Origin of the sequence: Cupriavidus pinatubonensis (assembly GCF_019602855.1) — a bacterium.
In the GTDB taxonomy this organism is placed as follows: domain Bacteria; phylum Pseudomonadota; class Gammaproteobacteria; order Burkholderiales; family Burkholderiaceae; genus Cupriavidus; species Cupriavidus pinatubonensis.
The window spans coordinates 2,943,623-2,967,773 of the sequence record NZ_CP080767.1; the positions used below are offsets into that span (position 1 = coordinate 2,943,623).

The following is a 24,151-nucleotide window of genomic DNA, read 5'->3' on the forward strand; positions in this document are numbered from 1 at the left end:
GCGAAAACTGGTGCGTCAGTGTTGCGGCTGTCAGTGAGACAGCGCAGCGATCTTGGTCAGCAATTCCTTGCTGTCGACTGGCTTGACGATATAGTCCGACGCACCCTGGCGCATGCCCCAGATGCGGTCCGTGTCCAGGCCCTTGCTGGTGCACATGATCACGGGGATGTCCTTGAAGCGATCGTCGCGCTTGATGGCGCGCGTGGCCTGGTAGCCGTTCTGGCCAGGCATGACCACATCCATCAGGATCAGGTCGAAGGCCTCGGCCTCGAGGCGCGCGAAGGCCTGGTCGCTGTTGCCCGCGACCGAGACCTTGAAGCCCTGCTTGCCGAGCAGGTCGGACATGAACAGCGCTTCCGTCGGCGAGTCATCGACGATGAGGATCTTGTTGATGGTTGTCATGAGTCAGTTCCTTGAATCCGGGTCAAGCCGGCAGCGCGTTGCCGCTCGCATGGCCAGGCAGGCAGGCCTGCACGGCCTGCAGCAGGGCGTCACGCGTGAACGGCTTGGCCAGGTGGTCCTGCGCGCCCACGAGCCGTCCGCGCGAACGGTCGAACACGCCATCGCGCGACGACAGCATGATCACGGGAATGGCGTGGAAACGCGGACTTTTCTTGATCAGCGAGCAGGTCTGATAGCCGTCGAGACGCGGCATCAGGATGTCGCAGAAGATGAGGTCGGGATGCATGTCGCCGACCTTGGCGAGCGCTTCGAAACCGTCCTCCGCAAGCACGACCTGATAGCCCGCCTGCGACAGGAAGATCTCCGCCGTACGGCGGATGGTGCTGGAATCATCGATCACCAGCACTCTGCGCGACGATGCCGGCGCGCACGCCGGCCCCTGGTCCGGCTGCGCGCTGGCGCCGGCATTGACCCGATGGTTTTCTAGTGGTTGAGCGACCCGCATGTTGTTCCCGCGACCAGCGTCTCCATGCGGAGCACCGGCAATCTCTTGAGAACACCCGCGCGAAACGGCTTGGCCTGACCTGGCCAGCCGCCCCGACGGAACCCCGATTTCATCTTCCCTACAAAAGACCGGCAAGTTCACCGGCCAGAGGCGGTGCGTGGAACCCGCACCTGCCATTCCGCCCTGCGCCACCCCCGGATGGCGGGATGGACGGATTTGAATTGTGTCAGAGTGTGACAAGCCGCCCGATGCCCGTCAATCCGGAGCGTCCGGCACGGTCAGGCGAATTGTCGCGCCGGCGCGACGCATATCGACACGCAGCCGGCGAGAAGCAGCGTCAGATCGCCACCATCTCGAAATCTTCCTTGCGGGCGCCGCATTCCGGACAGGTCCAGTTGATGGGCACGTCTTCCCATTTGGTGCCGGGGGCAATGCCGTCTTCCGGCGCGCCGGTGGCTTCGTCGTAGATCCAGCCGCAGATCAGGCACATCCAAGTCTTGTATTCCATAACAGGCTCTGGCGCTCTCCATTAAAATTCAGCGCAGATGGTACCGAATCGGCGCCGACGGCGCCAGCCGCTTAAGCCAGAATCGTGCCAAATCCGCCGTGTTCGCGCACGTTAGCGTACAAATACCGGACAAAAGCCGCGCTATTCCACCGATTTGCACCGCTTTGCCCACGCTTTGGACGCCAGTTCGCGCCCGCTTGAACGCGTTTCCCCCGAGTTTTCCACCAGGCAGACCATGTCCCGTAACCAGCAGCTCTTCGACCGTGCCCAGCAAACCATTCCCGGCGGCGTCAACTCGCCCGTGCGGGCCTTCCGCTCGGTGGGCGGCACGCCGCGCTTCATCACGCGTGCCGAGGGCGCATACATGTGGGATGCGGATGGCCAGCGCTATATCGACTACATCGGCTCCTGGGGCCCGATGATCGTCGGCCACGCCCACCCCGACGTGGTCCGCGCCGTGCAGGAGACCGCCGCGCACAGCTTCTCGTTCGGCGCCCCGACCGAGGCCGAGATCGACATGGCCGAGGAAATCTGCAAGCTGGTGCCGTCGATCGAACAGGTGCGCCTGGTGTCGTCGGGCACCGAGGCAACCATGAGCGCGCTGCGCCTGGCGCGCGGGTTCACCGGCCGCGACCTGATCATCAAGTTCGAAGGCTGCTACCACGGCCATGCCGACAGCCTGCTGGTCAAGGCCGGCTCGGGCCTGCTGACCTTTGCCGACACCACGCAGAACGCACCGTCGTCGGCCGGCGTGCCCGCGGACGTGACGCGCCACACCATGGTGCTCGAGTACAACAACGTCGCGCAGCTCGAAGAAGCGTTTGCCCAGCACCGCGGCGAGATTGCGGCCGTGATCGTGGAAGTGGTGGCCGGCAACATGAACCTCGTGCGCGCGAGCGACGCGTTCCTGAAGGCCATGCGTGAACTGTGCACGCGCGACGGCGCCGTGCTGATCTTCGACGAAGTCATGACCGGGTTCCGCGTGGCGCTGGGCGGCGCGCAGTCCCACTACGGCATCACGCCGGACATGACGTGCCTGGGCAAGGTCATCGGTGGCGGCATGCCGGCAGCGGCGTTTGGCGGCCGGCGCGACATCATGGCCAAGCTCGCGCCGCTGGGTGGCGTGTACCAGGCGGGCACGCTGTCGGGCAATCCGCTGGCCGTGGCGGCCGGTCTGACCACACTGCGGCTGATCCAGGCGCCGGGCTTCTACGACAAACTGACCGCGCAAACCCGCAAGCTGGCCGACGGCCTGAGCGAAGCGGCCCGTGCGGCCGGCGTGCCGTTCGCGGCCGATGCCATTGGCGGCATGTTCGGCATCTACTTCCGCGACGGCGTGCCAGGCAGCTTTGCCGAGGTGACGAAGAGCGATACCGCGCGCTTCAACCGATTCTTCCACGCCATGCTCGACAACGGCGTGTACCTGGCGCCCTCGGCATTCGAGGCCGGCTTTGTCTCGGCCTGCCATGACGACGCCATCCTGCAGGCCACGCTGGACGCCGCACGCAAGGCCTTCGCGGCCTGACGGGAGCCAAAGCAGGGACCGCGGCTGTCAGCAACGCGCCGTGCGCTACACTTGAGATTCGCCTCAAACCGGGAGCCCACGATGCGCGCCTCACTGCCCCTGTCCTCCACCCCGATCCGCTCCGCCGGCTGGCTCCGCTGGCTGTTGCTGGCCTGCATGGCCAGCCTGCTGTCGGCCTGCGGCTACAACGACTTCCAGTCCAAGGACGAGGCGGTCAAGGCAGCCTGGGGCGAGGTCGTCAACCAGTACCAGCGGCGCGCCGACCTGATCCCGAACCTCGTCAACACCGTCAAGGGCTACGCCACGCACGAGCGCGAGACGCTCGAGGCCGTGACCAAGGCACGCGCCGCCGCCACCAGCATCCAGGTATCGCCCGAGACGCTGAACGACCCGGAAGCGTTCAAGCGCTTCCAGCAGGCGCAGGGCGAGCTGTCCGGCGCGCTGTCGCGCCTGCTGGCGGTGTCGGAGAACTACCCGCAACTCAAGGCAGATGCCTCGTTCCGCGACCTGCAATCGCAGCTCGAAGGCACGGAGAACCGCATCACGGTGGCACGCCAGCGCTACATTGCCGCGGTGCGCGACTACAACGTGCTCGCACGCAGCTTCCCGACCAACCTGACGGCCATGGTCTTCAAGTACCAGGTCAAGCCTTCGTTCGCGGTGGAAAACGAGAAGGCAATCTCCACGCCGCCGACCGTGAAGTTCTGACAGCAGGACACATATCGTGGGCACACCGACCGCCCTGCCCGCTTTCCGATGCTGGCGCCGCTGGCTGGCCGCCATGCTGTGGCTTGCCAGCGTGGTGGCGATGCCGGCGCTGGCGGCCAACGACGGCTTCGTTCCCGTTCCGCCGCTGACCCAGCGCGTCACGGACCTGACCAACACGCTTTCCGCCACCCAGCGCACCGCGCTGGAAAACGTGCTGGCCGAATACGAGCAGCAGCGCGGCAGCCAGATCTTCGTGCTGATGCTGCCGACCACCGAGCCCGAAACCATCGACGCCTACAGCATCCGCGTGGCTGACGCATGGCGCGCCGGCCGCAAGGGCATCGACGACGGCGTGATCGTGCTGATCGCCAAGGACAATCCACCCGGCCTGCGCAAAATGCGGCTTGAGGTCGGGCGCGGCGTGCAGGGGTCGCTGACCGATGCCATGTCCAAGCGCATCCTGCAGGATGTGATGGCGCCTCACTTCCGCCAAAACGATTTCTACGGTGGGCTGGCGGCCGGCATTTCCGCGATACAGGCCACCATCGACAAGGAAGGCCTGGCCGGGCCGCAGCCGCGCAAGCAGGAGTCATCGTTCTGGTCGGACTGGCTGCCGGTACTGTTTCCGCTGGCCATCATCCTGTTCTTCTTCCTGACCGCCGCCACGCGCCGCCGCGGCCCGCAGATCGTCACCACGCCGCGCGGCCGCGACGTCATTGCAGGAGGCCTGGGCGGACTTGGCGGCTACGGCATGGGCAGCGACTGGGGGCGCCGGGGCGGCGGATTTGGTGGCGGCGGGGACTTCGGTGGCGGCTCGGGCGGCGGATTTAGCGGCGGAGGCGGTGGCGGCTTCGACGGAGGCGGTGCCTCCGGCAACTGGTAAGGAGACCCGGCCATGCCATCGCTGCGACGTGCGCTGCGCCACCTCGGTACGACAACCGGCACCGCCCGACGCTATTTCCCGGCGGAGGCGCAACAGCAGCTTCACGATGCGGTCCATGACGGAGAAGCTCGCCACCTCGGTGAAATCCGCGTGGTCATCGAATCCAGCCTGCCGCTCGGCCACGCCTGGCGTGGCACCACGCCGCGGGAGCGCGCGCGGGCCCTGTTCGGCGCGCTGGAGGTTTGGAATACCGAGGAGCATACCGGGGTGCTCCTGTATATCAATCTGGCTGACCATGCAGTGGAACTGCTGGCAGACCGGGGCATCGATGCACGCGTGGGGGCGAAAACCTGGCGGGTTGTCTGCGATGAACTGGCGCAGGGGCTGGCCAAGGATCTTTCGGTGCGCCCTGTGCTCGTCGCAGTGGCCAGCATTCATGATCTGCTGGCAGCGCATTTCCCATCCAATGGTGGCCGCAATCCGAACGAACTGGACGACCGGCCGTTGGTTCTCTAGACCGGGCTCTGGCCTCGCGCCCCGGTTTCACTTCGCCTCACCAGGCTTGGAAACCTGCGTCGATATCAGGCGCTGACGAATCATCCGTGTAGCGCCACAACCGTTCACGCACGAAACATCCCTTTACCCGATATTGCGGCGAGCCAGCCACGACTAAGCTGACTGCACAACGACATTGCAGTCAGAAAAGGCGAAGCCTCAATTTCGCCGGAACGGGGTAAATATGTCAGAAAGCCTGGTGCACCACGGGCAAGCGAACGCCGCGCCCAAGATGGACTTGCGTGAACTGCTGTTGGAGTTGACGCTAAGATCCACCACCGCCGCACTGCTTGCCGGCTTCGTATATGGAGCAATCCAGCGATGGCTGGATACCCCCTCGCGAATCACCCTTTTGCTACTCGTGGTGGCGAGTTGCCTGACGCTAGGCCTGACCTTGTTTGCCCGTGTCCCCAAGAAGCGCGACTGGAATCCGGTCACAGTGCTCTGCTCACTGGGCGGCACGTATTATTTCCTTGCCATCGACCTGGCGCCTGGCGCGCACTTCGCGCCCGAGATCGTCGGTGCGGGCCTGCAGATCGCCGGGATTGCCTGGCAGATCTACGCAAAGCTCTCGCTGCGGTTCTCGTTCGGCATCCTGCCGGCGAATCGCGGAATCGTGTCGAGCGGTGCCTACCGCTTCATGCGTCACCCGATCTATCTGAGCTATCTCATTGCCGACATCGGCTTTCTGCTGACGAACTTCGGACTGCAGAACCTGCTGGTCTATGCAGGGCTTTATACGCTTCAGGTCATGCGTATCAGGCGCGAAGAAGCACTATTGTCCGACGACCCGGAATATTGCCGGTATCGCGAGAAAGTACGGTTTCGCGTGTTGCCGGGAGTCTACTGAACCCTGCGCGGATCGGTCGGGCCGCCGCGCCCGATCGCATACCACACTGCCGCAAGGGCCTGCAGCGTTACCAAGCCAGCCCATGCCGACAGGTGGGCAGTAGCGGGATAGCGGCCGCCCGTGGCCGGCCACAGGTCCAATACCTGGCCAATCCCGACCTGGCAGAGGAACGTGGCCAGGAACACCGTAAGTGTCATGGCTGTCGTCGCGCGGCCGATCAGGGCATCCGGGAAACTGCGCGCCAGAACGGCATAGGTCAGGATGCCGCTCGAGCCGAACACGCCATAGGCCGCCCACAGCAGCACTGGCGACAGCGGCACCTGGGCCATGATCAATATCTGGACCACGATGAAGCCCGTCATGCCAGCGCCGGCAAAGGCCTTCAGGCTTACGCCGAGCCGCTCCAGATGACGTGCCGCCCAGCCCGACCCTACGCACCCGGCCATCATCGCCAGACCAATGACTGATACCAGTCGCGCGCTCTGGTCAGGCGCAAATCCGGACACATCACGCATGAAGGCACCCACCCACAACGTTTGCACCGCCAGGAATACGCCCTGGTTAAGCAAGGTCAGCGGCACCACGCGCCAGAAGCGCTCGCTGCCAAGAATTTGACGCGTGCCACGCAACTGCTCCGCCAGGCTTTCACGCCGCGGGCTGGCCTTGTCCGGCACGCCGAACCAAAGCAAGGCGGCCATGGCCAGCGATACGAAGGCCAGCCCAGTGCTGACGGATCTCCAGTCCGTCCAGGACAGCAGCCACGCCAGCGGCGAACCGACAGCCACCGCCCCCAGCCCGCCAATCGCCATGACGAGGCCGTTGAGCAAAGGCATACGCGACAGCGGGAACCACATCGACAGCGCCTGGATGGCCGCGCCAAGGCAAACCGAAACACCGATCCCGATCAGCAGCCGCGCCGCAGCCAATCCGGCCATGCCGGGGGCCACCGCAAACAACATGGATCCGGCCACTGCTGCCAAAAGCATCGCAGCTTCGGTCTTGCGGGGCCCATACCGATCCAGCAGGATGCCGGCCGGCAGTTGCGCCGCGGCGAACCCGAGGAAGTAGAAGCTGGTGAGCAGACCGAGGTCACCAGCGCTCAGTCCCAGCTCACGAATCAAGTGCGGCGCGAAGCCCAGATTGACACCGCGGAATACGTAGGAAACCAGAAAGCCAAGCGAAAAAACCGCCAGAACCCGCCAGCGGGCGTCTGTAACAGGTCCGTGTTCCGGGCGGGCCATGGAAGATCGGGTAGCAGCAGAGGTCGTCATGCCGCCATTGTCCTCACCAGCATGGTGCAACGCCAACGAAAGTTACGGTCGGCAATTGTGAGTAGAATTTGACGGCCATGGCCCGCAAACCTATCGATCGCCCTGTTCACATCCCGCCGTTGCAAGCGCTGCGTGCGCTGGAAGCTGCCGCGCGCCATCGCAGCTTCTCGCGTGCCGCAGAAGAGCTTGCACTGACCCACAGCGCCATCAGTCATCACATGCGGGCGCTCGAGGACAAGCTCGGCACCAAACTATTTCAGCGTACCGGCAGCCAGATGGCGCCGACCAGTGCCGGAGCAAGGCTCGCCGAGCAAATCCGTGCCGCGCTGGACGATATTGAAAGCGCCCTGCGCGAAGCCAGCAGCAGCACGACCACACCGGTAGTGCGACTGCAGGTCAGCGTCATGGCGGACCTGGCCAACGCCTGGCTGATTCGCCGCTTGCCGAGCCTGCACGCCCAGGTGCCGTCGCTGGACCTGCACCTGCGGCTGCATGCCGAGATCACGCCGCCCGACCCGTACAGCGTCGACGTCGGCATCTGGCACCAACGCATCGATCTTCCTGGCTTCGAATGCCACAACCTGATCGAAGACCATGTCATCGCCGTGGCCAGCCCGGCGCTGCTGGCGCGCTACCCCGGCTTCACGCCAGCCGACGTGCCTCGCATGCCGATGCTGCGCTTTGCGCTGCGGCCCTGGCGCGACTGGCTCGAAGCCGCCGGCCTGCCGGATGCCGAGCCCGAACGCGGCCCGATCTTCCAGGACGCCGGGCTGATGCTGCAGTCAGCCGTGGCCGGCCTGGGCGTAGCCACCGCCAGGGCGCAACTGGCCCACGACTACCTTGAGAGCGGCCAGTTGGTGCAGGTCGGTTCTACCCGCATTCCGTCCAGCCTGCATTACTGGGTCACCTGGCGCGAGGGCAATCCTCGCGAGAAAGCGATCCAGCAGTTCCATGCCTGGCTGCAGGAACAGGTGCGCCGCGAAACGCTGACCGCGGAGCCGACGACAGACGACGCCATGAAGTAACAGACATGAAATGTTTTCGATGTCCAAAGTTGGCAATACGAATCATTTTCGTTTGATTCAGAAGAATCCATGGCTTAGCGTCATGCAGGGAAGCGTTGCCGCCGGCTCAACGCCTCGGGGACGACTCGTCTTCCATGCGGGGCGAGTTTCACGGATGCAACCATTTCGCTCGGTCAGGTCGACTACCGTGCAACTTCTACTCACTCCATCCATAAAGATGAGATAGGGATGGGAGCCTCATCCAACGACTCGTGCAAATGCTTGTCATCGCATGGCTCGTTTCCAATGCGTCGCGACCGCCCGATGCAGCAACGCCGGTTTGACTAGGGATAACACCCTAGAGAATCCGACTCTGCCATGTAACTCATGCCGCTCCCTGTAACGGAAACGAAACCATTTTGAGCGGCGGGTCGGATCCAAACCCGCTGCCGTGGCACTCCGGCGTTTCTCATGGCGCTTCCCTTCCTTCGGACAGGGCTACCAAGCACAAATGCTCCTCCGGCCACAGGAAGATGAGTATGAGTGTCGTTTGCACTCCCCCAGAGCCATACCAAAGGGTGTTTCAGGTCACAGGCTGTAACAGAAATGGAACGATTTGGCGGCGCCACAGCGCCCCCAATTTCCATCGAATCGAGGTTTTCCTTTGTTTTCAGAGACATGCCCGACTCTGGCATGCTCATCGCGATATATGTCCACGCGAACATGAAGCCTGGAATTGGGGAAGTCTGAGACCGAAGCGCCTACACACTGGCAAACGTTCGACGAGGTCAGTTTCAGAACGACCCCGCACCCCAGGGCGGGACTCGGGCTGGTGCTGTAAGCGTAGGGCCGCGCTGCAGGGAATGGCTCGCACCGACGCATACCGTTGCGGTCTGGGCCGGGAAGAACAGGTGAGGTCTTTCAGGGAACCACGGGTCGCGCCGGTCTGGGCGGCCCGTGCAGCCTGAAATACTGAAGCCAGCCATGGACGACCATGGCGGCGATGGGGACCGCTAACAAGCGGGATGCCGGACACCGGCGTCACGAGGGGCATGGCCAAGCCTGCAAAGCAGGCTTGGCCAACACAGAATTCGGGAAATACGCCGGCCAAAGCGAGATCAACCCGCGGCCGGTGCGGGCCTAAGGCCACCGAATCCGATATCCGGCAACCGCTGGAGTCGGTTTCGTCAAAAACAAGAATCCGGGGAAATCTCATGAGCACTTACGCCAATCGTCCGCTGCTCTATCTGTCCAAGCATCATGACGCCACGCTGTGCAGGGCGTTTTCGCAACGCGGCTGGAAAATCAGCTTTGCATCGAGCCTGCAAGACCTCGACGCGCTGGCGCACAACACGGCCTGTGCCGCTCTGCTCGACGTCCATAGCGGATTCAGCGATGCCGAGCTTGAATCCTTCGAGCCCTGGCTGGCCCACCCGTTGCTGGGCTGGATCGGCATGGTCGCCAGCCGCGAAGAGCTGGGCGACGCGGCGCGCCGCCTTCTCGGCCTCTATTTTATTGACTACTACACCGCGCCATTCGACCTGATCCACCTGGCGCATTCGCTCGGCCATGCACAAGGCATGGCGCAGATGCGGCCCGCCGCCCAGCGCACAGCCGGGAGCAGCGCGCGCCCGGACGGCATGATTGGCACCTGCGCTGCGATGCAGACGCTGTTCCGCGGTATCGAAAAGGTCTCGCTCTGGGATACCCCCGTGCTGATCTCCGGCGAATCCGGTACCGGCAAGGAACTGGCTGCGCAGGCCATCCACCGCGCCAGCGAACGCGCGCAGAAGCCGTTCGTGGCCGTGAACTGCGCCGCGATCCCGCCCACCCTGCTCATGTCGGAGTTGTTCGGCTATGAGCGCGGGGCTTTCACCGGAGCGGCCAAGCGCAAGCTCGGCCGCATCGAGATGGCTCAGGGCGGCACGCTGTTCCTTGACGAAATCGGCGACATGCCGCTGGAAAGCCAGACCAGCCTGCTGCGCTTCCTGGAAACCGGGCGCATAGAGCGGCTCGGCGGCACCGAATCCATTGAAGTGGATGTACGCATCATCTCGGCCACGCACGTCGATCTGGAAGCGGCCATCGCAGCCGAGCGGTTCCGCGGCGACCTGTACCACCGCCTGTGCGTGCTGCGCGTGCGTCAGCCACCGCTGCGCGAACGCGGCAGCGACCTCATGCTGCTCGCCGAGCATGTGCTCGCCGGCGTGCGCAAGCAGTCTCCCAACCATATTCGTGGCTTCGCGCCTACCGCGCTGCGCGCGATTCAACAACACGATTGGCCCGGCAATGTGCGCGAACTCATCAACCGCATCCGCCATGCCGCGGCGATGTGCGAGGACGGGGTGATCCAGCCCGAGGACCTGGAACTCGCTGCTCCGGTGGAGGAACGCCCGCTCACGCTGGCGGCGATCCGTGAAGCAGCCGAGCAGAATGCCCTCGTGGAAGCGCTGCAGCGCAATCATGAGCGCCTGATCGATGTCGCGGCGGAGCTCGGAATTTCGCGGGTGACGCTGTTCAGGTTGATGCGGGACTACAAGTTGCACGTGAAGAAGGGCGATCTCGGCCTGGTATGCGTGCAAGGCTAGACATCAGCCAACAAGCGGTCATACCCACCCCATGCTGCACTCAGATCCCGGCGCCGGCTGTACGCCGGACGACCCGACAAGAAATGCCTGCCAGTGGTACGTGCCCCGCAGGCGCAGATTTACCGGGCTTGTACGCTTCGGCGTCGCCGGCGTCATCGCAACGGGCGTTCACGTGGCCACCGCCACATCGCTGATATATCTTCTCAACGCGTCGCAGGTAGAAGCCAATGGCGTTGCATTCGCCATTGCGAATGTCAGCTCCTACTTCCTAAACACGTTGTGGAGCTTTTCTCAAACGCCACGGCGAGACAACTTCCTGCGGTTCTTCTGCGTCTCGATATTGGGGCTCGGCATGACCCTCGGCATTTCCTGGCTGGCCGAACGGTTGGGCACGACGTACTGGCAAGGACTCGTTTGCGTCCTTGCGGCGGTACCTCCGCTGACGTATGTCCTTCACCGCGTCTGGACTTATCGGCCACTTACATCGCGTGCTCATCACTGACTCCAAACGCCGGGTGGCGCCGGTGGTCATGGAGCAGTGAAATCAAACCTGGCAAATACGCGACGAGAACCCGCTCCGCAAAGTGGCGAACCGGGCTTGCGCGCCTCTTTCGCGATACCAGTCAGTTTCACCCGCTAACCACGCTTTGCGCTGGCAAGCCGGACGACGCGCCTGGGGTTAGATGCAGTGTCTTGCGGCCACAGTTCGTGATACCGGCGCCTGACCAGATAAATCGGCCTGCCTTTTGATTCGTCATAGATGCGGCCGACGTACTCCCCCACCACACCAAGACCGATCAATTGTAATCCGCCAAAAAACAACAACAGCGACAACAACGAGGCATAGCCGGGGACGTCGACACCCAGGATCATGGTCCGCACGACGATGTACATGCCATACAGGAAGGCCAGCGATGCAATGACACAGCCAAGGTAAGTCCAGCTTCTGAGTGGCAGCGTGCTGAAACTGGTTATGCCTTCAAGGGCAAGATTCCATAGCCGCCACCCGGAGAACTTCGATTCCCCGGCGCTCCGCGCTTCCCGCTCATAAGGAACAATGACAATGCTGAAGCCGACCCAGGCAAAGAGCCCCTTCATAAAGCGATGGCGCTCGGGCAACAGCTTTAGCGCGTTGACCACTGCACGATCGATCAATCGGAAGTCGCCGACGTTCTCAGGCAGTTTGAGATCGGACAGGCAATTGTGTACCCGGTAGTACGCGTTTGCCGTAATCCGCTTCAACAGGGTATCGGTGTTGCGGCTGACGCGCTGTGCCAGTACGACTTCGGCGCCCTCACGCCAGTGCGTCACGAGAGTCGGTATCAGTTCCGGCGGATCCTGCAGGTCGGCGTCGATCGGGATCACCGCGTCTCCATGTGCTTCGTCGATGCCGGCGGTCAGCGCTGCCTCCTTCCCGAAATTGCGCGTCAGATCAATGACACGCAGGCGGCCGTCGCCGCTGGCGGCCCGAAGCAGTACACCAAGGGTGTCATCGGTGCTGCCGTCATTGACGCAGACAATCTCGAACCGGCTCCCTGCGACTGCCTCAAGGATAGGTACCACGCGCGCGAAGAATGCTTCCAGCACTTCCGCCTCGTTGTAGCACGGTACCACCAGCGAGATCAGCTTGGGCTCGTCATACTCGGCCATAATGTCGTTGCTCCTTTGCGCGATATCGGACCGTGCACTGTTCAGGCATCTCGCGACACCCTTCCCGTCCGCTCCAGCCGGATCCGCCATACGCCGAACGCCAGTGCGAGCACTAGCCCGATCGGAGTCGGATTGATTCCAATCGCCTTTCCCGCTGCAAGTCCGCCCATCAGCGCCCCGCTCAACGGCAGAAGCCACAGCAAGACCAGCACCTCGCGTTCGCCGACGCGCCAGCCGATCCGATAGCTGTGAATGCTCAGCCAGGCAATAGCAAAGCCGAGGAGAACCAGGTCGTAGTCGTACAAGTAAGCAGGGATCAGCAAGGCGGCTGTCATGAGTACCGCCGCCCGCAAGGCAAAGCTTGACGGCCGGGCCCAGGCATATACCACCGCAGTCACGGCCGCAGCCGCCATGCAGCCGTGCATGGCATAGGCCCAGCCTAGGCTCCCCGTCAGGGTCCTGGCGGCCGCAAATATGGTTGGCATCCGGGCCGGCAGCGTGGCACCTTGCTCCACTGCGGCCTGTACCACTGCCGCGTTGCCGATGAATTCGGTGAACGGCTCCATGCCGAAGGCAAGCATCGACGCCGCAGCAAGCCCAGTGGCCGTGACGAACATCGCCGCGAGCGCTTGCCATGCGCGTGCGCATAGCAAGGCCAAGGGAAACATCACTGCCAGATGAGGCTTGACGGTCAGCAGTCCGAGCAATGCACCGGCCAACACCGGACGGGTACGCAACCATGTCATCGCCAACCCCGCACAACCGGCGAGCCACAAGCCGTTCTGTCCGGATGCCAGCGTCACGGCGACTCCGGGAAACGCGACACCTGCCAGCCAAAGGCGGCGCCACGGCAAGGTGCGGTACATCGCCCACGCATACCAGGCAGCGCCCCCACACATGAACGCCAGTGTGGCTGCACCGTATGGCAACAGCGCAAACGGCAGCAGACATAGCATATAGGTGGGTGGGTACAGCCATGGCAGGACGCCATCGCCAAGGGGCAGGCCCGGCACGGCCGCTAGCTCGGTTGAGCGCAACAGATCGAAATCGTAGGGCGCGGCCGGTCCGTGCTCGAGTGTCAGGTGCGCCGCGCTCCAGAACACGACAAAGTCTCCACCAGGACCAATGACGCCAGCTGCCTGCAGCAGGTATGCGCGCAACGTCCAGACGCCAAAGTAGAGCACCTGGCACGCCAGCGCCACCCAGACATACAGGCGCAGCCGGCCCGGGTCGAGCCAGTGTTCGTGCTGCGACTGGCAATGCGGCCTGCCAGCCGTGTAGTTTGGAAGCTCCATTTCATCTGCTCCGGCAACGCCAGGGCCGGTTGCCATGGGGCCGCTGCATCCAGCCCCCGGTCACGGACCTGTCAACCAACCGCCTGGGATATTGGCACATCTCCCCTCCCTCACGTTCTTGATTTGCTAGCTCACGCTAACCGACTCCTGACTCAGTTTCATAGCCCGCACCGGCGAAAGCAAGCCCGCTCACCAGCCTCGGCACGCTTGCGCCTTTCCCGCAGCGGCGCGGCATACGCCCATGTTTCTTGCTTGAATCACGCAGCTTCACCCGCCCCCGAAACAAGCTCTCATGCGGCTTGCAGCCGAATCTGCGAGGGCGCGGCGCTACGGTTTCCAAGCGGGACGTGGTATCCGACGTTTCTGACTGGAAACGCCCGCCCTGCGCCAGGAACCCTCATCCATCTGTCGGGCACCACTGTGTGTACCAACTGGAATTAACGGTTCCTCATCCAAACACTGCACCAGAAAGCTGATGCCCCCGAGAGCCGGCTCATGCTTTTGGCTGAAGCATCTGCCTCTCTCCCGGTGCAGCCCACAGGTGACTTGATGCAACGCTCTCAGCCATCGGTCTCGTCATCCAAAAATCCCTGGCTGACGCGCGTTTCCGGGCGGCAACGAAAGGCCGCCGAAACGCCGCCTACGGGCCATCGCGTCCGGCATGTGGCACGCAATGGCACCCGCAAAGCCTTGCAGCACAAGGAATTCCTGCAGGCTGGCCCGCGCTTTGCCTATGCCATGTCGAGCGGCATCGCAGTTGTCGGCGCCGCAACGCCGGCGCAAAGAATGCCGGCAAGCCATTCGAACACGGGGAGCGTACAAGCATGCAAGCCATTCGCGAACCTGCGATGCCGCACCGGAAGACCGCACACGATGCCATCCACTTCGGCCCGTGGTGCTCTCTTCATGATGCGGCTCACGGGCAATGCAACGCGCAATGCTTGCATGCCTCGGCAGGGCGACCGCAGCACGGGCGCGATCCAGGAGTCGCGCGCGGCGATCCGGGGCGCTGGCCGTTCCATGCATGCCCGATCTGCGCGCCGCCGAACCCTCTGCATCCGTCTACGTGAAGCCGCAGCACCTGAAGTTCTCTGTCCAACGCAAGGAGATCATCATGAAGAACCTGACCCACTCCATGAAGCAGTTTTTCCGCGATGAAGATGGCGTGACCGCCATCGAGTACGGCCTGATCGCCGCGCTGATTGCCGTCGTGATCATTGCTTCTGTCACGCTTGTCGGCACGCAACTCAGCTCAATCTTCAATTACATCCAAGGCAAGCTCGTCACGCCTGCTGCCTGAACTACAGCGTAGTCGGACGACTTGGGCTGCCGCAGTGCGGCCCAAGTGCCCGCCAATCGCTTCGCCCCGGATCTGGAGGCCCCGATGCAACGACGCGATACGCTGTGGAAGAGCTTCCGACGCGACGAACGCGGCGTCACCGCGATCGAGTATGCGCTGCTCGGCGCGCTGATCGCGATGGTGATCGTGGGGGCTGTCTCATTATTGGGTACCCAGGTGCGGGCGCTCTATGAACTGGTCGTGGCTGTCATGCCAACGACGCCTTGAATACGAGGACACGCCATGTCTGCCATGTCGATGCTCGCGCCTTTCATCGGTCCGGTCACCATCGCCATCGTGCTCACGGCCGCGGCGCTTGACCTGCACCGCCGGCGGATTCCGAACTGGCTGACGCTTGGTGCCTGGATGCTGGGCCTGCCGGTACAGGTGGCCATGCATGGCCTTGGCGGCGGATGTCTCGCATGGATTCTGGGCTGGATCACCGGGCTGGCGGTGTTCCTGCCCCTCTACGCGCTGCGCGGCATGGCCGCCGGCGACGTCAAGCTCATGGCTGCAGTGGGCGCCTGGCTTGGCGCGGCCATAGCCCTCCAGATTGCACTGTCCACCTTCCTCATTGGCGGACTATGGGCGGCAGCCCTGGTTTTCTGGTTCCGTAGCGGCGGGCAGGTCCTGCGCAACATCAGCAACATCCTCCGCACAAGGCCAGGGGGGCCTTCGGTCGGTTCGTTGCCCTACGGCGTGGCGATCGCTGCCGGAACGCTGGCAATCCTGTTCACCAAGCCATGAGAGCAAAGCACAACCACGACCACAGCGTTCGGGCGTCTTGATGAATACGCTGGTCAGCATACAGGGGGACGGCATGTTTGAGCACCACGACGCAGGTCAGGCACCACGGCACCTAGAGCCGGTGGCCTCCATCAGCAGGAATGCCCGCGGGGATCAGGACTGCCCGCCCGCCTGGCATGTGCTGCCGCGGACCATCGCGGATACCGGGCTCGATAGTTCGCTGCTGCTCGGCCTTTTCATGAAGGCCGCCTATCTGCACCGCACCGTCACCCTGGCGGTACTGACCGACTCGCTGAAACTTCCCGCCGTCGTCGTCAACGAGATCGCCACGGTCGCGGTACGCGAGCGCCTGCTGGAGATTGCGCACCGCGGCGCCAGCGACCTCGATGTGCGCTTCCGCCTCACTGATGCCGGCTACACGCGTGCCGCCGAAGCATCCGCGCGCTGCAGCTACAACGGTCCCGCACCCGTCAGCCTGGATGCCTACATCGAAGCTGTCAAACACCACTCGGTAAGCCATGGCTCCGTCACCAAGGCCGATGTCACCGCGGCATTTCATGACCTCGTGATCCCGGTCCACCTGCTGGACGCGATCGGCATGGCCCTGAACACCTGCCGTGCGCTGATGATCTACGGCCCCCCCGGCAGTGGCAAGACCTACCTGGCGCAGCGCCTGGGCATGCTGCTGCCCGGCGCCGTGCCGGTGCCGCATGCGATCACCGTAGCCGGCGAAATCATCCAGGTGTTCGATCCCCTGGTGCATGTTCCTTTCAGCGACAGCGAGGCATCGATGGCACGCCGCTCGCTGGATCGCCGTTGGGTCCTGTGCCACCGCCCGGTGGTGCTGACCGGCGGCGAACTCACGCTGGCCATGCTGGACCTGCGCTACGACAGCACCGCAGGCTTCTATCAGGCGCCTCCGCACATGAAAGCCAACAACGGCATCTACATCATCGATGACCTGGGCCGGCAGCTGGTGGGTGTCGACGACCTGCTCAACCGCTGGATCGTACCGCTGGACCGCTCCGTCGACATGTTCACGCTGCAAACTGGCGTGCGCTTTTCGGTACCGTTCGACGTCTGGCCGGTGTTCTCGACCAACCTAGAGCCTTCTGCGCTCGGTGACGAGGCGTTCCTGCGCCGCCTGGGCAGCAAGCTCTACGTGGGGCCGTTGTCGATCGACGACTACCGAGAGGTGTATCAGCGCACTGCCGCAGACTTCGGTCTGACTACCGCGGACACCGTCTTCGAATTCCTGGTCGACAGCCTGCATTATGAAAGCGACACGCCGCTGATGGCCTGCCTGCCGCGCGACCTGTTGCGCCTGGTCGCCTCGGGCGTGCGCTATCACGGCCATGCGCCGCAAGTCACCCAGGAGGGACTGCTCGCGGCATGGCAAGCCTATTACGGATTGCGGACCTCAGCCGAAGGCATGCCACCGGGCAGCACGCATCACCGTACTCATCATCACTGGTCCATCGATCAGCGCGCGGCAAGCTGAACCGTAGCAGCCCACACGTAACCTCCAGGAGAGAGTCATCATGAAAAACACACGCGCAATCCTGATGCTGCTGATTGCCCTGATCGCCGGCGTGGCGGCCGTGGTATCAGCGTCCAGATGGCTGCTGGAGCAATCGTCCAACTCCGTAAAGCAGGTGGTGGTGGCAGCCAACGATCTGAACCTGGGGCAGCCGCTGAACGGCAGCCAGTTGCGCCTGGTCAACTGGCCCACCGCAAGCGTGCCGCCCGGCGCGTTCGAAGACCTGAAGCTGCTCGAAGGCCGCGTGGTGCGGACCAGCCTGCAGCGCGGCGAACCCGTTCTTGAGGCGAAGCTCGCACCCGTCGGCACCAAGGGCGGACTGTCCGCCGTCATCAACGATGGCAAGCGCGCCATCACGGTACGCGTCAACGATGTGGTGGGCGTGGCGGGCTTCGCCCTGCCAGGCAACTATGTCGATGTGATCGTCAATACGAATGAGGAAGCCAAGAGCACGCAGAACAACAGCATCTCGAAGATCGTGCTCGAGAAGATCCTGGTACTGGCTGTGGCTCAGCAGGTCAGCCGCGACGACACCCAGCCGAAGGTGGTCAACGCGGTGACGCTCGAGGTCACGCCCGACCAGGCCGAGAAGCTGGACGTGGCCCGCAGCGTGGGCACCCTCTCGCTGGTGCTGCGCAACCAGATGGACGTGGCCGACATCAACACCGGCGGCGCGACCAAGGGCACGCTGCTGGGCAAGGGGCCGGAAGCACCGCAGGTCAAGGTGGTCACGCAGACGCAAACGCGCACCGTGGTCAAGACCCGTACGGTGGCAGCACAGCCGCACTCGGGCAATTGCGTCGGCGTGCTGGCAGGCATCCAGGGCGGCCTCGAGTGCTTTTGAACTCGTACCGTACGGCATCGATGAATTTTGAGCTGTAACAAACACAGCCTCTCCGGGGGGAGATTCAAAATGAACCAGAAACGATCCGAAGCCGCCGGCGGCACCCGCATCCTGGTGCTGGCTGCCATCCTTTGCACACCGCTGGCCGCCGCGGCGCAAGCCGCCATCGAGGCCGGCAACCTGGGCAGGGCCACCGCGCCCGTGGCAGCGAAGGCGCCCCAAGCGCCGATGCAGATGACCATCAGCATGGCGCCAGCCGGCGCGGTGCCCGTGGGATCCGCGACGCCGGTGCCGGCCGCGGACGCGCGCGGCCCCAATTGCACCGGGTCGGTCCGGCAAGAGTCGAGCGTCATCGTTCCGGTCGGCAAATCGCAGCTGATCACGCTGCAGGAGCCTGTCAAGAACCGCACGCTGGGCAACCCCAACGTGGTGCAGGCCACGATGGTATCGGCACAGACGCTCTATGTACTGGGGCGCTCGGTGGGAACCACCAATATGATCGTGCAGGGCCGCAGCGGCAGCTGCAGCATCATCAACGTGGTGGTCAACGCCGATGCCGGCGGCCTGCAGACATCGCTCGGCCAGCTCCTGCCCGGCGAACCCGGCATCAAGGTCATGACGGCCGCGGACAACCTGGTGCTGACCGGGAGCGTCACCAATTCGCAGGCCGCGCTGCAGGCCATGGACATCGCACAGGCCTATGCCAGCGCCGCGCAGGCTGGTGGCGGCGATCCCAACAGGAAGGGTGGCGTGCTCAACATGCTGTCGGTCGACACACCGCAGCAGGTGATGCTGGAAGTGAAGGTGGCGGAGGTCTCGAAGACGCTGCTGAACCAGCTCGGCTCGGCGGTGAACCTGCAAGGCGGCTTTGGCTCGTGGACCGGCGGCGTGGTGACGTCGCTGCTTACCGGCGCTTCCGGCGCGATCTTTGGCAGCAAGGCCAACAACAAGCCGTTCAATTTTGCCATCGACGCGCAGAAGAACGACAGCCTGGTCAAGATCCTGGCCGAGCCGAACCTCGTGACCATCAGCGGGCAGGAAGCGAGCTTCCTCGCCGGCGGCAAGATCTACATCCCCGTGGCGCAGGCCAACGTGCTGAATGGTGCCGGCACGGTCACGCTGCAGGAAGAAGAGTTCGGCGTGGGACTGAAGTTCACGCCAACGGTGCTTGCCAATGGCCGCATCCACCTGAAGGTAGCGCCGGAAGTGTCCGAGTTGTCCCCCACGGGCGCGACTGTCAGCGGCAGCAGCCTGGCGGGACAGACCGTGCTTCCGCTCATCACCACCCGCCGCGCCTCCACCACCGTGCAGATGCGTGATGGCGAAAGCTTCGCGATCGGCGGCCTGCTGCAGGACAGCGCGCGCGGTTCGCTCAAGGCGCTCCCTGGCGCTGGCGAAGTGCCGGTGCTGGGCACGCTGTTCCGCAGCACGCAGTACCAGCAGGACCTGACCGAACTGGTGTTCATCATCACGCCACGCCTGGTCAAGCCGATGGCGACCAACAACTACCCGCTGCCCACCGACAGCTTCGCCACGCCTGATCCGTTCTCGCTGTACTTCATGGGCAATATGGAAGGCCGCCGCAATGCGCCGCCCACTCCGGCACCGTCGCAACCGGCCGCGCCGGCTCCTGCTGCAGCGCCCGGCACCGCGCCGTCGGCCCCGCGCAGTGAAGTTACTCCGGTCACGTCGATCTCGGCCACGCCGAATGGCCGGCCGCTGGAGGAACCGTCCACGGCGGCAGCGCCGTCCCCGGCGACGCCGCCTGCGCCGACCCCGACGGCCCGCACGGCCCCGCAGCCGGCAGCCGCCGCGCCCAAGGCACCGCCGGCACCAGCGCGCAGCGTGGCGGCGCTACCGCCCCCGGAGGACTCCGCCGCACGCATCGCCCGCATTGAAGCCACCGCTGCGCGCCTGGCGCAGGCGCGGCCCGCCGGCACGGCCACCGGCACCGCATCGGGCAGCAACTGAGCCCCAGCGCCACCGCAAACAGGAGAGCAACCATGAGCAAGATCTCGAAGCTTCCGCGCAGCGCCGCCGCCTTGGTGGCGGGTGCCCTGTCCTGCCTCGGACTGTCGGCCTGCATGACAACCACCCCGGTGTGGGACGGCCAGCGCGGCGTGGCACTGGCCACGGTCAACCAGATGCAGATCATCAACCCCGACGCCCCGGCGGGCCTGCCGACGGTCACCGGCACTGACGGCAAGACGGCAGTGGCCGCGATGCGCAACTTTGACCGCTCGCTGATCCGCATGCAGACCACCGGCGCCCAGACCGGCGGCTTCGGCATTGACTTCGGCTCGGCCGGCTACGGCGGCGTCGGCATGTCCGGCGCTGGTGGCGCACGCTAGGTCCACGTTGGGGAGCCAGACCATGCCCAGAACCACGAATCACGCACGGCGCCTGCACCGCATTCACGCACGCCAGAAAGGCGCGGTCGCCATCATCATGGGACTACTGATCGTGGTGCTGGTCGGCTTTCTCGGCCTGGCGCTCGATCTGGGCAAACTCTACGTGGCCAAGAGCGAGTTGCAGAACAGCGCCGATTCCTGCGCACTGGCCGCGGCACGTGACCTGACCGGCGCCACGCCGCTGGTCGTGTCCGAAGCCGCGGGCATTACGTCCGGATCGCGCAACATGGCCCTGTTCCAGCGCGAACAGGTCGAACTGGTGGCCAGCAGCAGCGTGAAATACACCGACTCGCTTGCCAATCCGTTCCTTGACAAAGATGCCGTCACCTATCCGCTGAATACCATCAAATACGTCAGGTGCGAGGTGTCCCGCACCGGCATCGCCCACTGGTTTGCGCAGGTGCTCAATGCCCTGCCGGGCACGAACATCGGCCCAAGCACGGTTGCCGCCTACGCGGTCGCCACGACCACCTCCGCCCAAACCACATGCGCCATCCCCGTTTTCGTCTGCCGGCCTGACACCGCTAACCCTCCGGTACCGGCTGGCTACACGATCGGGCAATGGCTGACCACCAAGGCGGGCACCGCAGACAAGGACAGTGTTGCCTACGGTGGCGGGAACTTCGGCTGGGCCGACCTGACCGGCGGATCGAGTGCCAAGGATCTCGCCAACCAGTTGAAAGGTGCGGGCCAATGCAACCTGCCTGCAGAGGGATCCTTTATCGGCACAACCGGTGACAAGGCATCCCTGTCGGATGAGTGGAACAGCCGGTTTGGGATCGTCAAGGGCAGCACAGTGGGAGTGACTGACTTCACCGGCTTTGCCTATACGGATGCGACCTGGACGGCGAAGAAGAGCGCATACGACGGCACCTCGAGCGATAGCAAGGGCAACGCCCAGCCGAATTTCCTCGCTGCCCGCAAGGCCTACATGGCCTATCAGGGCGATTCGACCACTAATCTCGATACGCAAGGCAGCGCAGGAAGCACAAACTACAAGGCTGGTGCCGACCGACGCCTGGTGCTGGCCCCCATCGTGGACTGCAGCTCTCTCGGCACGCCTGGCACCCACAAGATCCCGGTGACTGGCTGGTCCTGCCTGCTAATGGTCGAGCCGATGCAGAAAGGCGGCCACAACGACACCGTACGCCTCGAATATCGTGGCACCTCGACAACGCCCGGCAGCCCCTGTGCCACGCAGGGCCTCCCGGGCGCCGGGACCGGCGTCGGTCCGCTCGTGCCCGTACTGGTGCAATAGGAGCGCGCGATGAAACGTCTGACGACTTCCGGCAAGCGCCAGCGCGGCGTGGCCGCAGTGGAATTCGGCATCCTGCTGGCGCCGATGATCCTGATGGTCTGCGGCGTGGCCGAGTTCGGCCGTGCAATCTACCAGTACGACACGCTGACCAAGGCAACGCGCTCGGCGACGCGCTACCTGTCGCAGTTCTCACCGGACGATGTGACTTATCCCACCGGGGCTGCAAAGTGCCTGGCGGCCTATGGCAACACGACTTGTGCCGGCCAGCCCCTGGCGCCGGGACTGACCACCGCCATGGTCGTCGTCTGCGATCGCGTCAACGCCACGGGCTGTCCCGGCCAGACATTCCTGAATGTCAGCACCTATGACAACTCCGGTGGTACCGGCGTGGCGGCTGGCACGGTCAACCTCGTCTCGGTCAAGATTTCTGGTTTTGCCTATTCGCCGGTGCAGTCGTTCATCAATGTGACCGGCCTGACGTTCAGCGACATTTCCACTGTTATGAGGCAAGTGCTATGAAGCGGGCCGCCTTCTCCCATTCGTGTCAGCGCCAGCGGGGCGTTGCCGCTGTTGAATTCGCCCTCATCGCCGGCGTGTTCTTCACGCTTCTGCTGGGGATCGTCGAATTCTCGCGCGTGCTGTACTACTGGAACACCGCCTCGGAGGCCACCCGCCTCGGTGCTCGCATGGCCGTGGTATGCGACGCCGGTGACCTCGTGATCAAGAACCGGATGCGGGACATGCTGCCGTTGTTACAGAACGGCAATATCTCGGTGGCCTACGAGCCTGCGGGTTGCGACTCCGATCCGGCCAATGCGCGCTCGACGTGCCAGAGCGTCATGGTCAGCGTCGCCAATGTATCGGTTGCCACGGTGATCCCGCTAGTTCCACTGACCTTGAACATGCCTCCCTTCGCGACCACCATGACACGCGAAAGCATGCAGACATCAACGGGCGGCTCCGTTTGCAGCTGAAGCACCGGGACATACGTCATCACATTTGATCCGAGTATCGCGAGGACATTATGCTGAAGATCCTGATCGCATCCGAAGACGCCGAGCGGCTGGCCGAGATCAACCGGCTGAGCACCGTCGTCGGGAATTTCCAGGCCATGTCGCTGCAGGAGAGCCTGACGCGATTCCCGTTCCATGCCAGTCGTCTGCGCATGGCCGATCTGCTGATCCTCGAGCTGCCTCTCATCGGACCGTCACAGATGCATGCGATCGAGGCCCTTCGCGAGCAGCACCCCGATCTGCCGTGCATCCTCGTTACGCAGTCCAACGGCTCCGACATACTGCTCAAGGCCATGCGCGCCGGCATCCGTGACGTGCTGTCCTGGCCCCTGGACAAAGGCCAGCTGGCCGAAGCCTTGAAGCGGGCAGAGGCAACGCATGTGCCGCGAGAAAAGGAACTGGCGCAGGTCATCTCGATGATCTCGTGCAAGGGCGGAGCCGGCACCAGCTTCGTAGCGGCCAATCTGGGCGACGCCCTGTCCCGTCACTTCGGCAAGCGCGTGCTGGTGGTCGACTTGAACCGGCATTTCGGCGACCTGACGCACATCGTCAGCGACAAGACACCTCCGTCGACGCTGCCCGACATCTGCGGCCAGATCGACCGCATGGACGCCGCGTTCCTCGATGCCTGCCTGGTTCACGTGGACAAAGGCCTGGACATGCTTGCCGGCGCCACCGATCCGGTCAAGGCCAGCCAGATCCAGAAGGAGAAGCTGGAATGGATCCTGTCAGTGATGCAGCCCAACTACGATTTTGTGATTTTCGATATCGGCCAGACCATTGACCCGCTGTCGATCGGAATCCTGGACCACAGCGATCACATCTGCGTACTGGCGGAACCCGCCATTGCATTTGGTCGGCCAGGCCGCCGCCTGGTTGATATCCTGCATGCGCTGCACTACCCCGCAAACAAGATCCAACTGGTACTCAACCGCACCGGGCGCAAGAACGAAGTGCCCCGCGTCAAGATGGAAGAGATTCTCGGCGTAAAGGTCGCTTTTGCATTGCCCGATGATCCGTCCGCTGTGGATGAAGCCGTGAGCCAGGGAGAGCCCGTTGCCAAACTGAGCCGGCGCAGCGGTATGGCGCGTGCCTTGCAGGCGATGGCGATGCAACTGACCTCCGCACCGGATGTCGAGAGACGTCCGCGCCAAGAGCCTGGCTCCCCGTTCCGCCGGCTGATGCTGCGTGCGAAGAGTATCTGAACCCACCGACCCCCTTCCGCCGAGAACTAAACCTGATAACGAGGAGTGCA

At 63.9% G+C, this 24,151-nt stretch carries 25 protein-coding genes; 19 read left to right on the forward strand and 6 right to left on the reverse strand.

What is annotated here, in order from left to right:
• Window positions 1-30: 30 nt before the first annotated feature.
• The 3 genes from K2O51_RS26330 to K2O51_RS26340 all read right to left on the reverse strand — a co-directional run bounded on the left by K2O51_RS26330 (window position 31) and on the right by K2O51_RS26340 (window position 1,415).
• The gene (locus K2O51_RS26330; protein WP_011298771.1) at window positions 31-402 is read right to left on the reverse strand and encodes a response regulator; all 372 of its coding nucleotides are present in this window, start codon (window positions 400-402) and stop codon (window positions 31-33) included.
• 22 nt (window positions 403-424) lie between these two features.
• Entirely contained in the window at window positions 425-907 is a 483-nt protein-coding gene (locus K2O51_RS26335; RefSeq protein WP_011298772.1) for a response regulator, read from the reverse strand.
• 337 nt (window positions 908-1,244) lie between these two features.
• Window positions 1,245-1,415: a rubredoxin gene (locus K2O51_RS26340; RefSeq protein ID WP_011298773.1), complete on the reverse strand. Its 171-nt coding sequence runs from the start codon at window positions 1,413-1,415 to the stop codon at window positions 1,245-1,247.
• 235 nt (window positions 1,416-1,650) lie between these two features.
• On the opposite strand from K2O51_RS26340, the gene hemL reads away from it, so the two are divergent.
• The 5 genes from hemL (at window position 1,651) to K2O51_RS26365 (ending at window position 5,936) form a co-directional block, all read left to right on the forward strand.
• Complete coding sequence (gene hemL, locus K2O51_RS26345) at window positions 1,651-2,940, forward strand: glutamate-1-semialdehyde 2,1-aminomutase (protein WP_140950373.1); 1,290 nt, start codon at window positions 1,651-1,653, stop codon at window positions 2,938-2,940.
• Between the two features lie 81 nt (window positions 2,941-3,021).
• On the forward strand, window positions 3,022-3,648 hold the full coding sequence (locus K2O51_RS26350) for a LemA family protein (protein ID WP_011298775.1): 627 nt from the start codon (window positions 3,022-3,024) through the stop codon (window positions 3,646-3,648).
• A 73-nt stretch (window positions 3,649-3,721) separates the two neighbouring features.
• Window positions 3,722-4,531 (forward strand): TPM domain-containing protein, encoded by an 810-nt coding sequence (locus K2O51_RS26355; RefSeq protein WP_049796472.1) that lies wholly within the window; start codon window positions 3,722-3,724, stop codon window positions 4,529-4,531.
• Window positions 4,532-4,543: 12 nt separating this feature from the next.
• Window positions 4,544-5,047: a TPM domain-containing protein gene (locus K2O51_RS26360; protein ID WP_011298777.1), complete on the forward strand. Its 504-nt coding sequence runs from the start codon at window positions 4,544-4,546 to the stop codon at window positions 5,045-5,047.
• A gap of 271 nt (window positions 5,048-5,318) precedes the next feature.
• The gene (locus K2O51_RS26365) at window positions 5,319-5,936 is read left to right on the forward strand and encodes a methyltransferase family protein (protein ID WP_235679760.1); all 618 of its coding nucleotides are present in this window, start codon (window positions 5,319-5,321) and stop codon (window positions 5,934-5,936) included.
• Here the strand turns inward: K2O51_RS26365 and K2O51_RS26370 are convergent.
• Window positions 5,930-7,207 (reverse strand): MFS transporter, encoded by a 1,278-nt coding sequence (locus tag K2O51_RS26370; protein WP_140950372.1) that lies wholly within the window; start codon window positions 7,205-7,207, stop codon window positions 5,930-5,932. The genes K2O51_RS26365 and K2O51_RS26370 overlap by 7 nt on opposite strands.
• Before the next feature lie 77 nt (window positions 7,208-7,284).
• On the opposite strand from K2O51_RS26370, the gene K2O51_RS26375 reads away from it, so the two are divergent.
• The 3 genes from K2O51_RS26375 to K2O51_RS26385 all read left to right on the forward strand — a co-directional run bounded on the left by K2O51_RS26375 (window position 7,285) and on the right by K2O51_RS26385 (window position 11,301).
• On the forward strand, window positions 7,285-8,232 hold the full coding sequence (locus K2O51_RS26375; protein ID WP_140950371.1) for a LysR substrate-binding domain-containing protein: 948 nt from the start codon (window positions 7,285-7,287) through the stop codon (window positions 8,230-8,232).
• Between the two features lie 1,193 nt (window positions 8,233-9,425).
• On the forward strand, window positions 9,426-10,799 hold the full coding sequence (locus K2O51_RS26380) for a sigma-54 dependent transcriptional regulator (protein WP_140950370.1): 1,374 nt from the start codon (window positions 9,426-9,428) through the stop codon (window positions 10,797-10,799).
• 31 nt (window positions 10,800-10,830) lie between these two features.
• Window positions 10,831-11,301, forward strand: a complete 471-nt coding sequence (locus K2O51_RS26385; protein ID WP_220630959.1) for a GtrA family protein — start codon at window positions 10,831-10,833, stop codon at window positions 11,299-11,301.
• 134 nt (window positions 11,302-11,435) lie between these two features.
• On the opposite strand, the gene K2O51_RS26390 is transcribed toward K2O51_RS26385, so the two are convergent.
• Window positions 11,436-12,449, reverse strand: a complete 1,014-nt coding sequence (locus tag K2O51_RS26390) for a glycosyltransferase family 2 protein (RefSeq protein WP_220630960.1) — start codon at window positions 12,447-12,449, stop codon at window positions 11,436-11,438.
• A gap of 41 nt (window positions 12,450-12,490) precedes the next feature.
• Complete coding sequence (locus K2O51_RS26395) at window positions 12,491-13,744, reverse strand: glycosyltransferase family 87 protein (protein ID WP_220630961.1); 1,254 nt, start codon at window positions 13,742-13,744, stop codon at window positions 12,491-12,493.
• 1,114 nt (window positions 13,745-14,858) lie between these two features.
• Between K2O51_RS26395 and K2O51_RS26400 the strand changes: the two genes are divergently transcribed.
• The 11 genes from K2O51_RS26400 (at window position 14,859) to K2O51_RS26450 (ending at window position 24,101) form a co-directional block, all read left to right on the forward strand.
• Window positions 14,859-15,044 carry a Flp family type IVb pilin gene (locus K2O51_RS26400; protein WP_220631684.1) on the forward strand — a complete coding sequence of 62 codons (186 nt, stop codon included), beginning with the start codon at window positions 14,859-14,861 and terminating at the stop codon, window positions 15,042-15,044.
• An 84-nt stretch (window positions 15,045-15,128) separates the two neighbouring features.
• The gene (locus K2O51_RS26405; RefSeq protein ID WP_220630962.1) at window positions 15,129-15,311 is read left to right on the forward strand and encodes a Flp family type IVb pilin; all 183 of its coding nucleotides are present in this window, start codon (window positions 15,129-15,131) and stop codon (window positions 15,309-15,311) included.
• Window positions 15,312-15,326: 15 nt separating this feature from the next.
• Entirely contained in the window at window positions 15,327-15,830 is a 504-nt protein-coding gene (locus K2O51_RS26410; protein WP_220630963.1) for an A24 family peptidase, read from the forward strand.
• A gap of 73 nt (window positions 15,831-15,903) precedes the next feature.
• Window positions 15,904-17,331: an ATP-binding protein gene (locus K2O51_RS26415; RefSeq protein ID WP_220630964.1), complete on the forward strand. Its 1,428-nt coding sequence runs from the start codon at window positions 15,904-15,906 to the stop codon at window positions 17,329-17,331.
• A gap of 40 nt (window positions 17,332-17,371) precedes the next feature.
• A complete protein-coding gene (gene cpaB / locus K2O51_RS26420) occupies window positions 17,372-18,214 on the forward strand; it encodes a Flp pilus assembly protein CpaB (protein WP_220630965.1) in 843 nt (280 codons plus the stop codon).
• 69 nt (window positions 18,215-18,283) lie between these two features.
• On the forward strand, window positions 18,284-20,185 hold the full coding sequence (locus K2O51_RS26425) for a type II and III secretion system protein family protein (RefSeq protein ID WP_220630966.1): 1,902 nt from the start codon (window positions 18,284-18,286) through the stop codon (window positions 20,183-20,185).
• A 32-nt stretch (window positions 20,186-20,217) separates the two neighbouring features.
• A complete protein-coding gene (locus tag K2O51_RS26430) occupies window positions 20,218-20,565 on the forward strand; it encodes a hypothetical protein (RefSeq protein ID WP_220630967.1) in 348 nt (115 codons plus the stop codon).
• Window positions 20,566-20,587: 22 nt separating this feature from the next.
• Entirely contained in the window at window positions 20,588-21,883 is a 1,296-nt protein-coding gene (locus K2O51_RS26435) for a pilus assembly protein TadG-related protein (protein WP_220630968.1), read from the forward strand.
• Between the two features lie 9 nt (window positions 21,884-21,892).
• Window positions 21,893-22,402, forward strand: a complete 510-nt coding sequence (locus tag K2O51_RS26440; RefSeq protein WP_220630969.1) for a TadE/TadG family type IV pilus assembly protein — start codon at window positions 21,893-21,895, stop codon at window positions 22,400-22,402.
• Entirely contained in the window at window positions 22,399-22,857 is a 459-nt protein-coding gene (locus K2O51_RS26445; protein ID WP_220630970.1) for a TadE/TadG family type IV pilus assembly protein, read from the forward strand. The genes K2O51_RS26440 and K2O51_RS26445 overlap by 4 nt, the downstream gene beginning before the upstream one ends.
• Before the next feature lie 50 nt (window positions 22,858-22,907).
• A complete protein-coding gene (locus tag K2O51_RS26450; RefSeq protein WP_220630971.1) occupies window positions 22,908-24,101 on the forward strand; it encodes a CpaE/TadZ family protein in 1,194 nt (397 codons plus the stop codon).
• Window positions 24,102-24,151 lie beyond the last annotated feature (50 nt).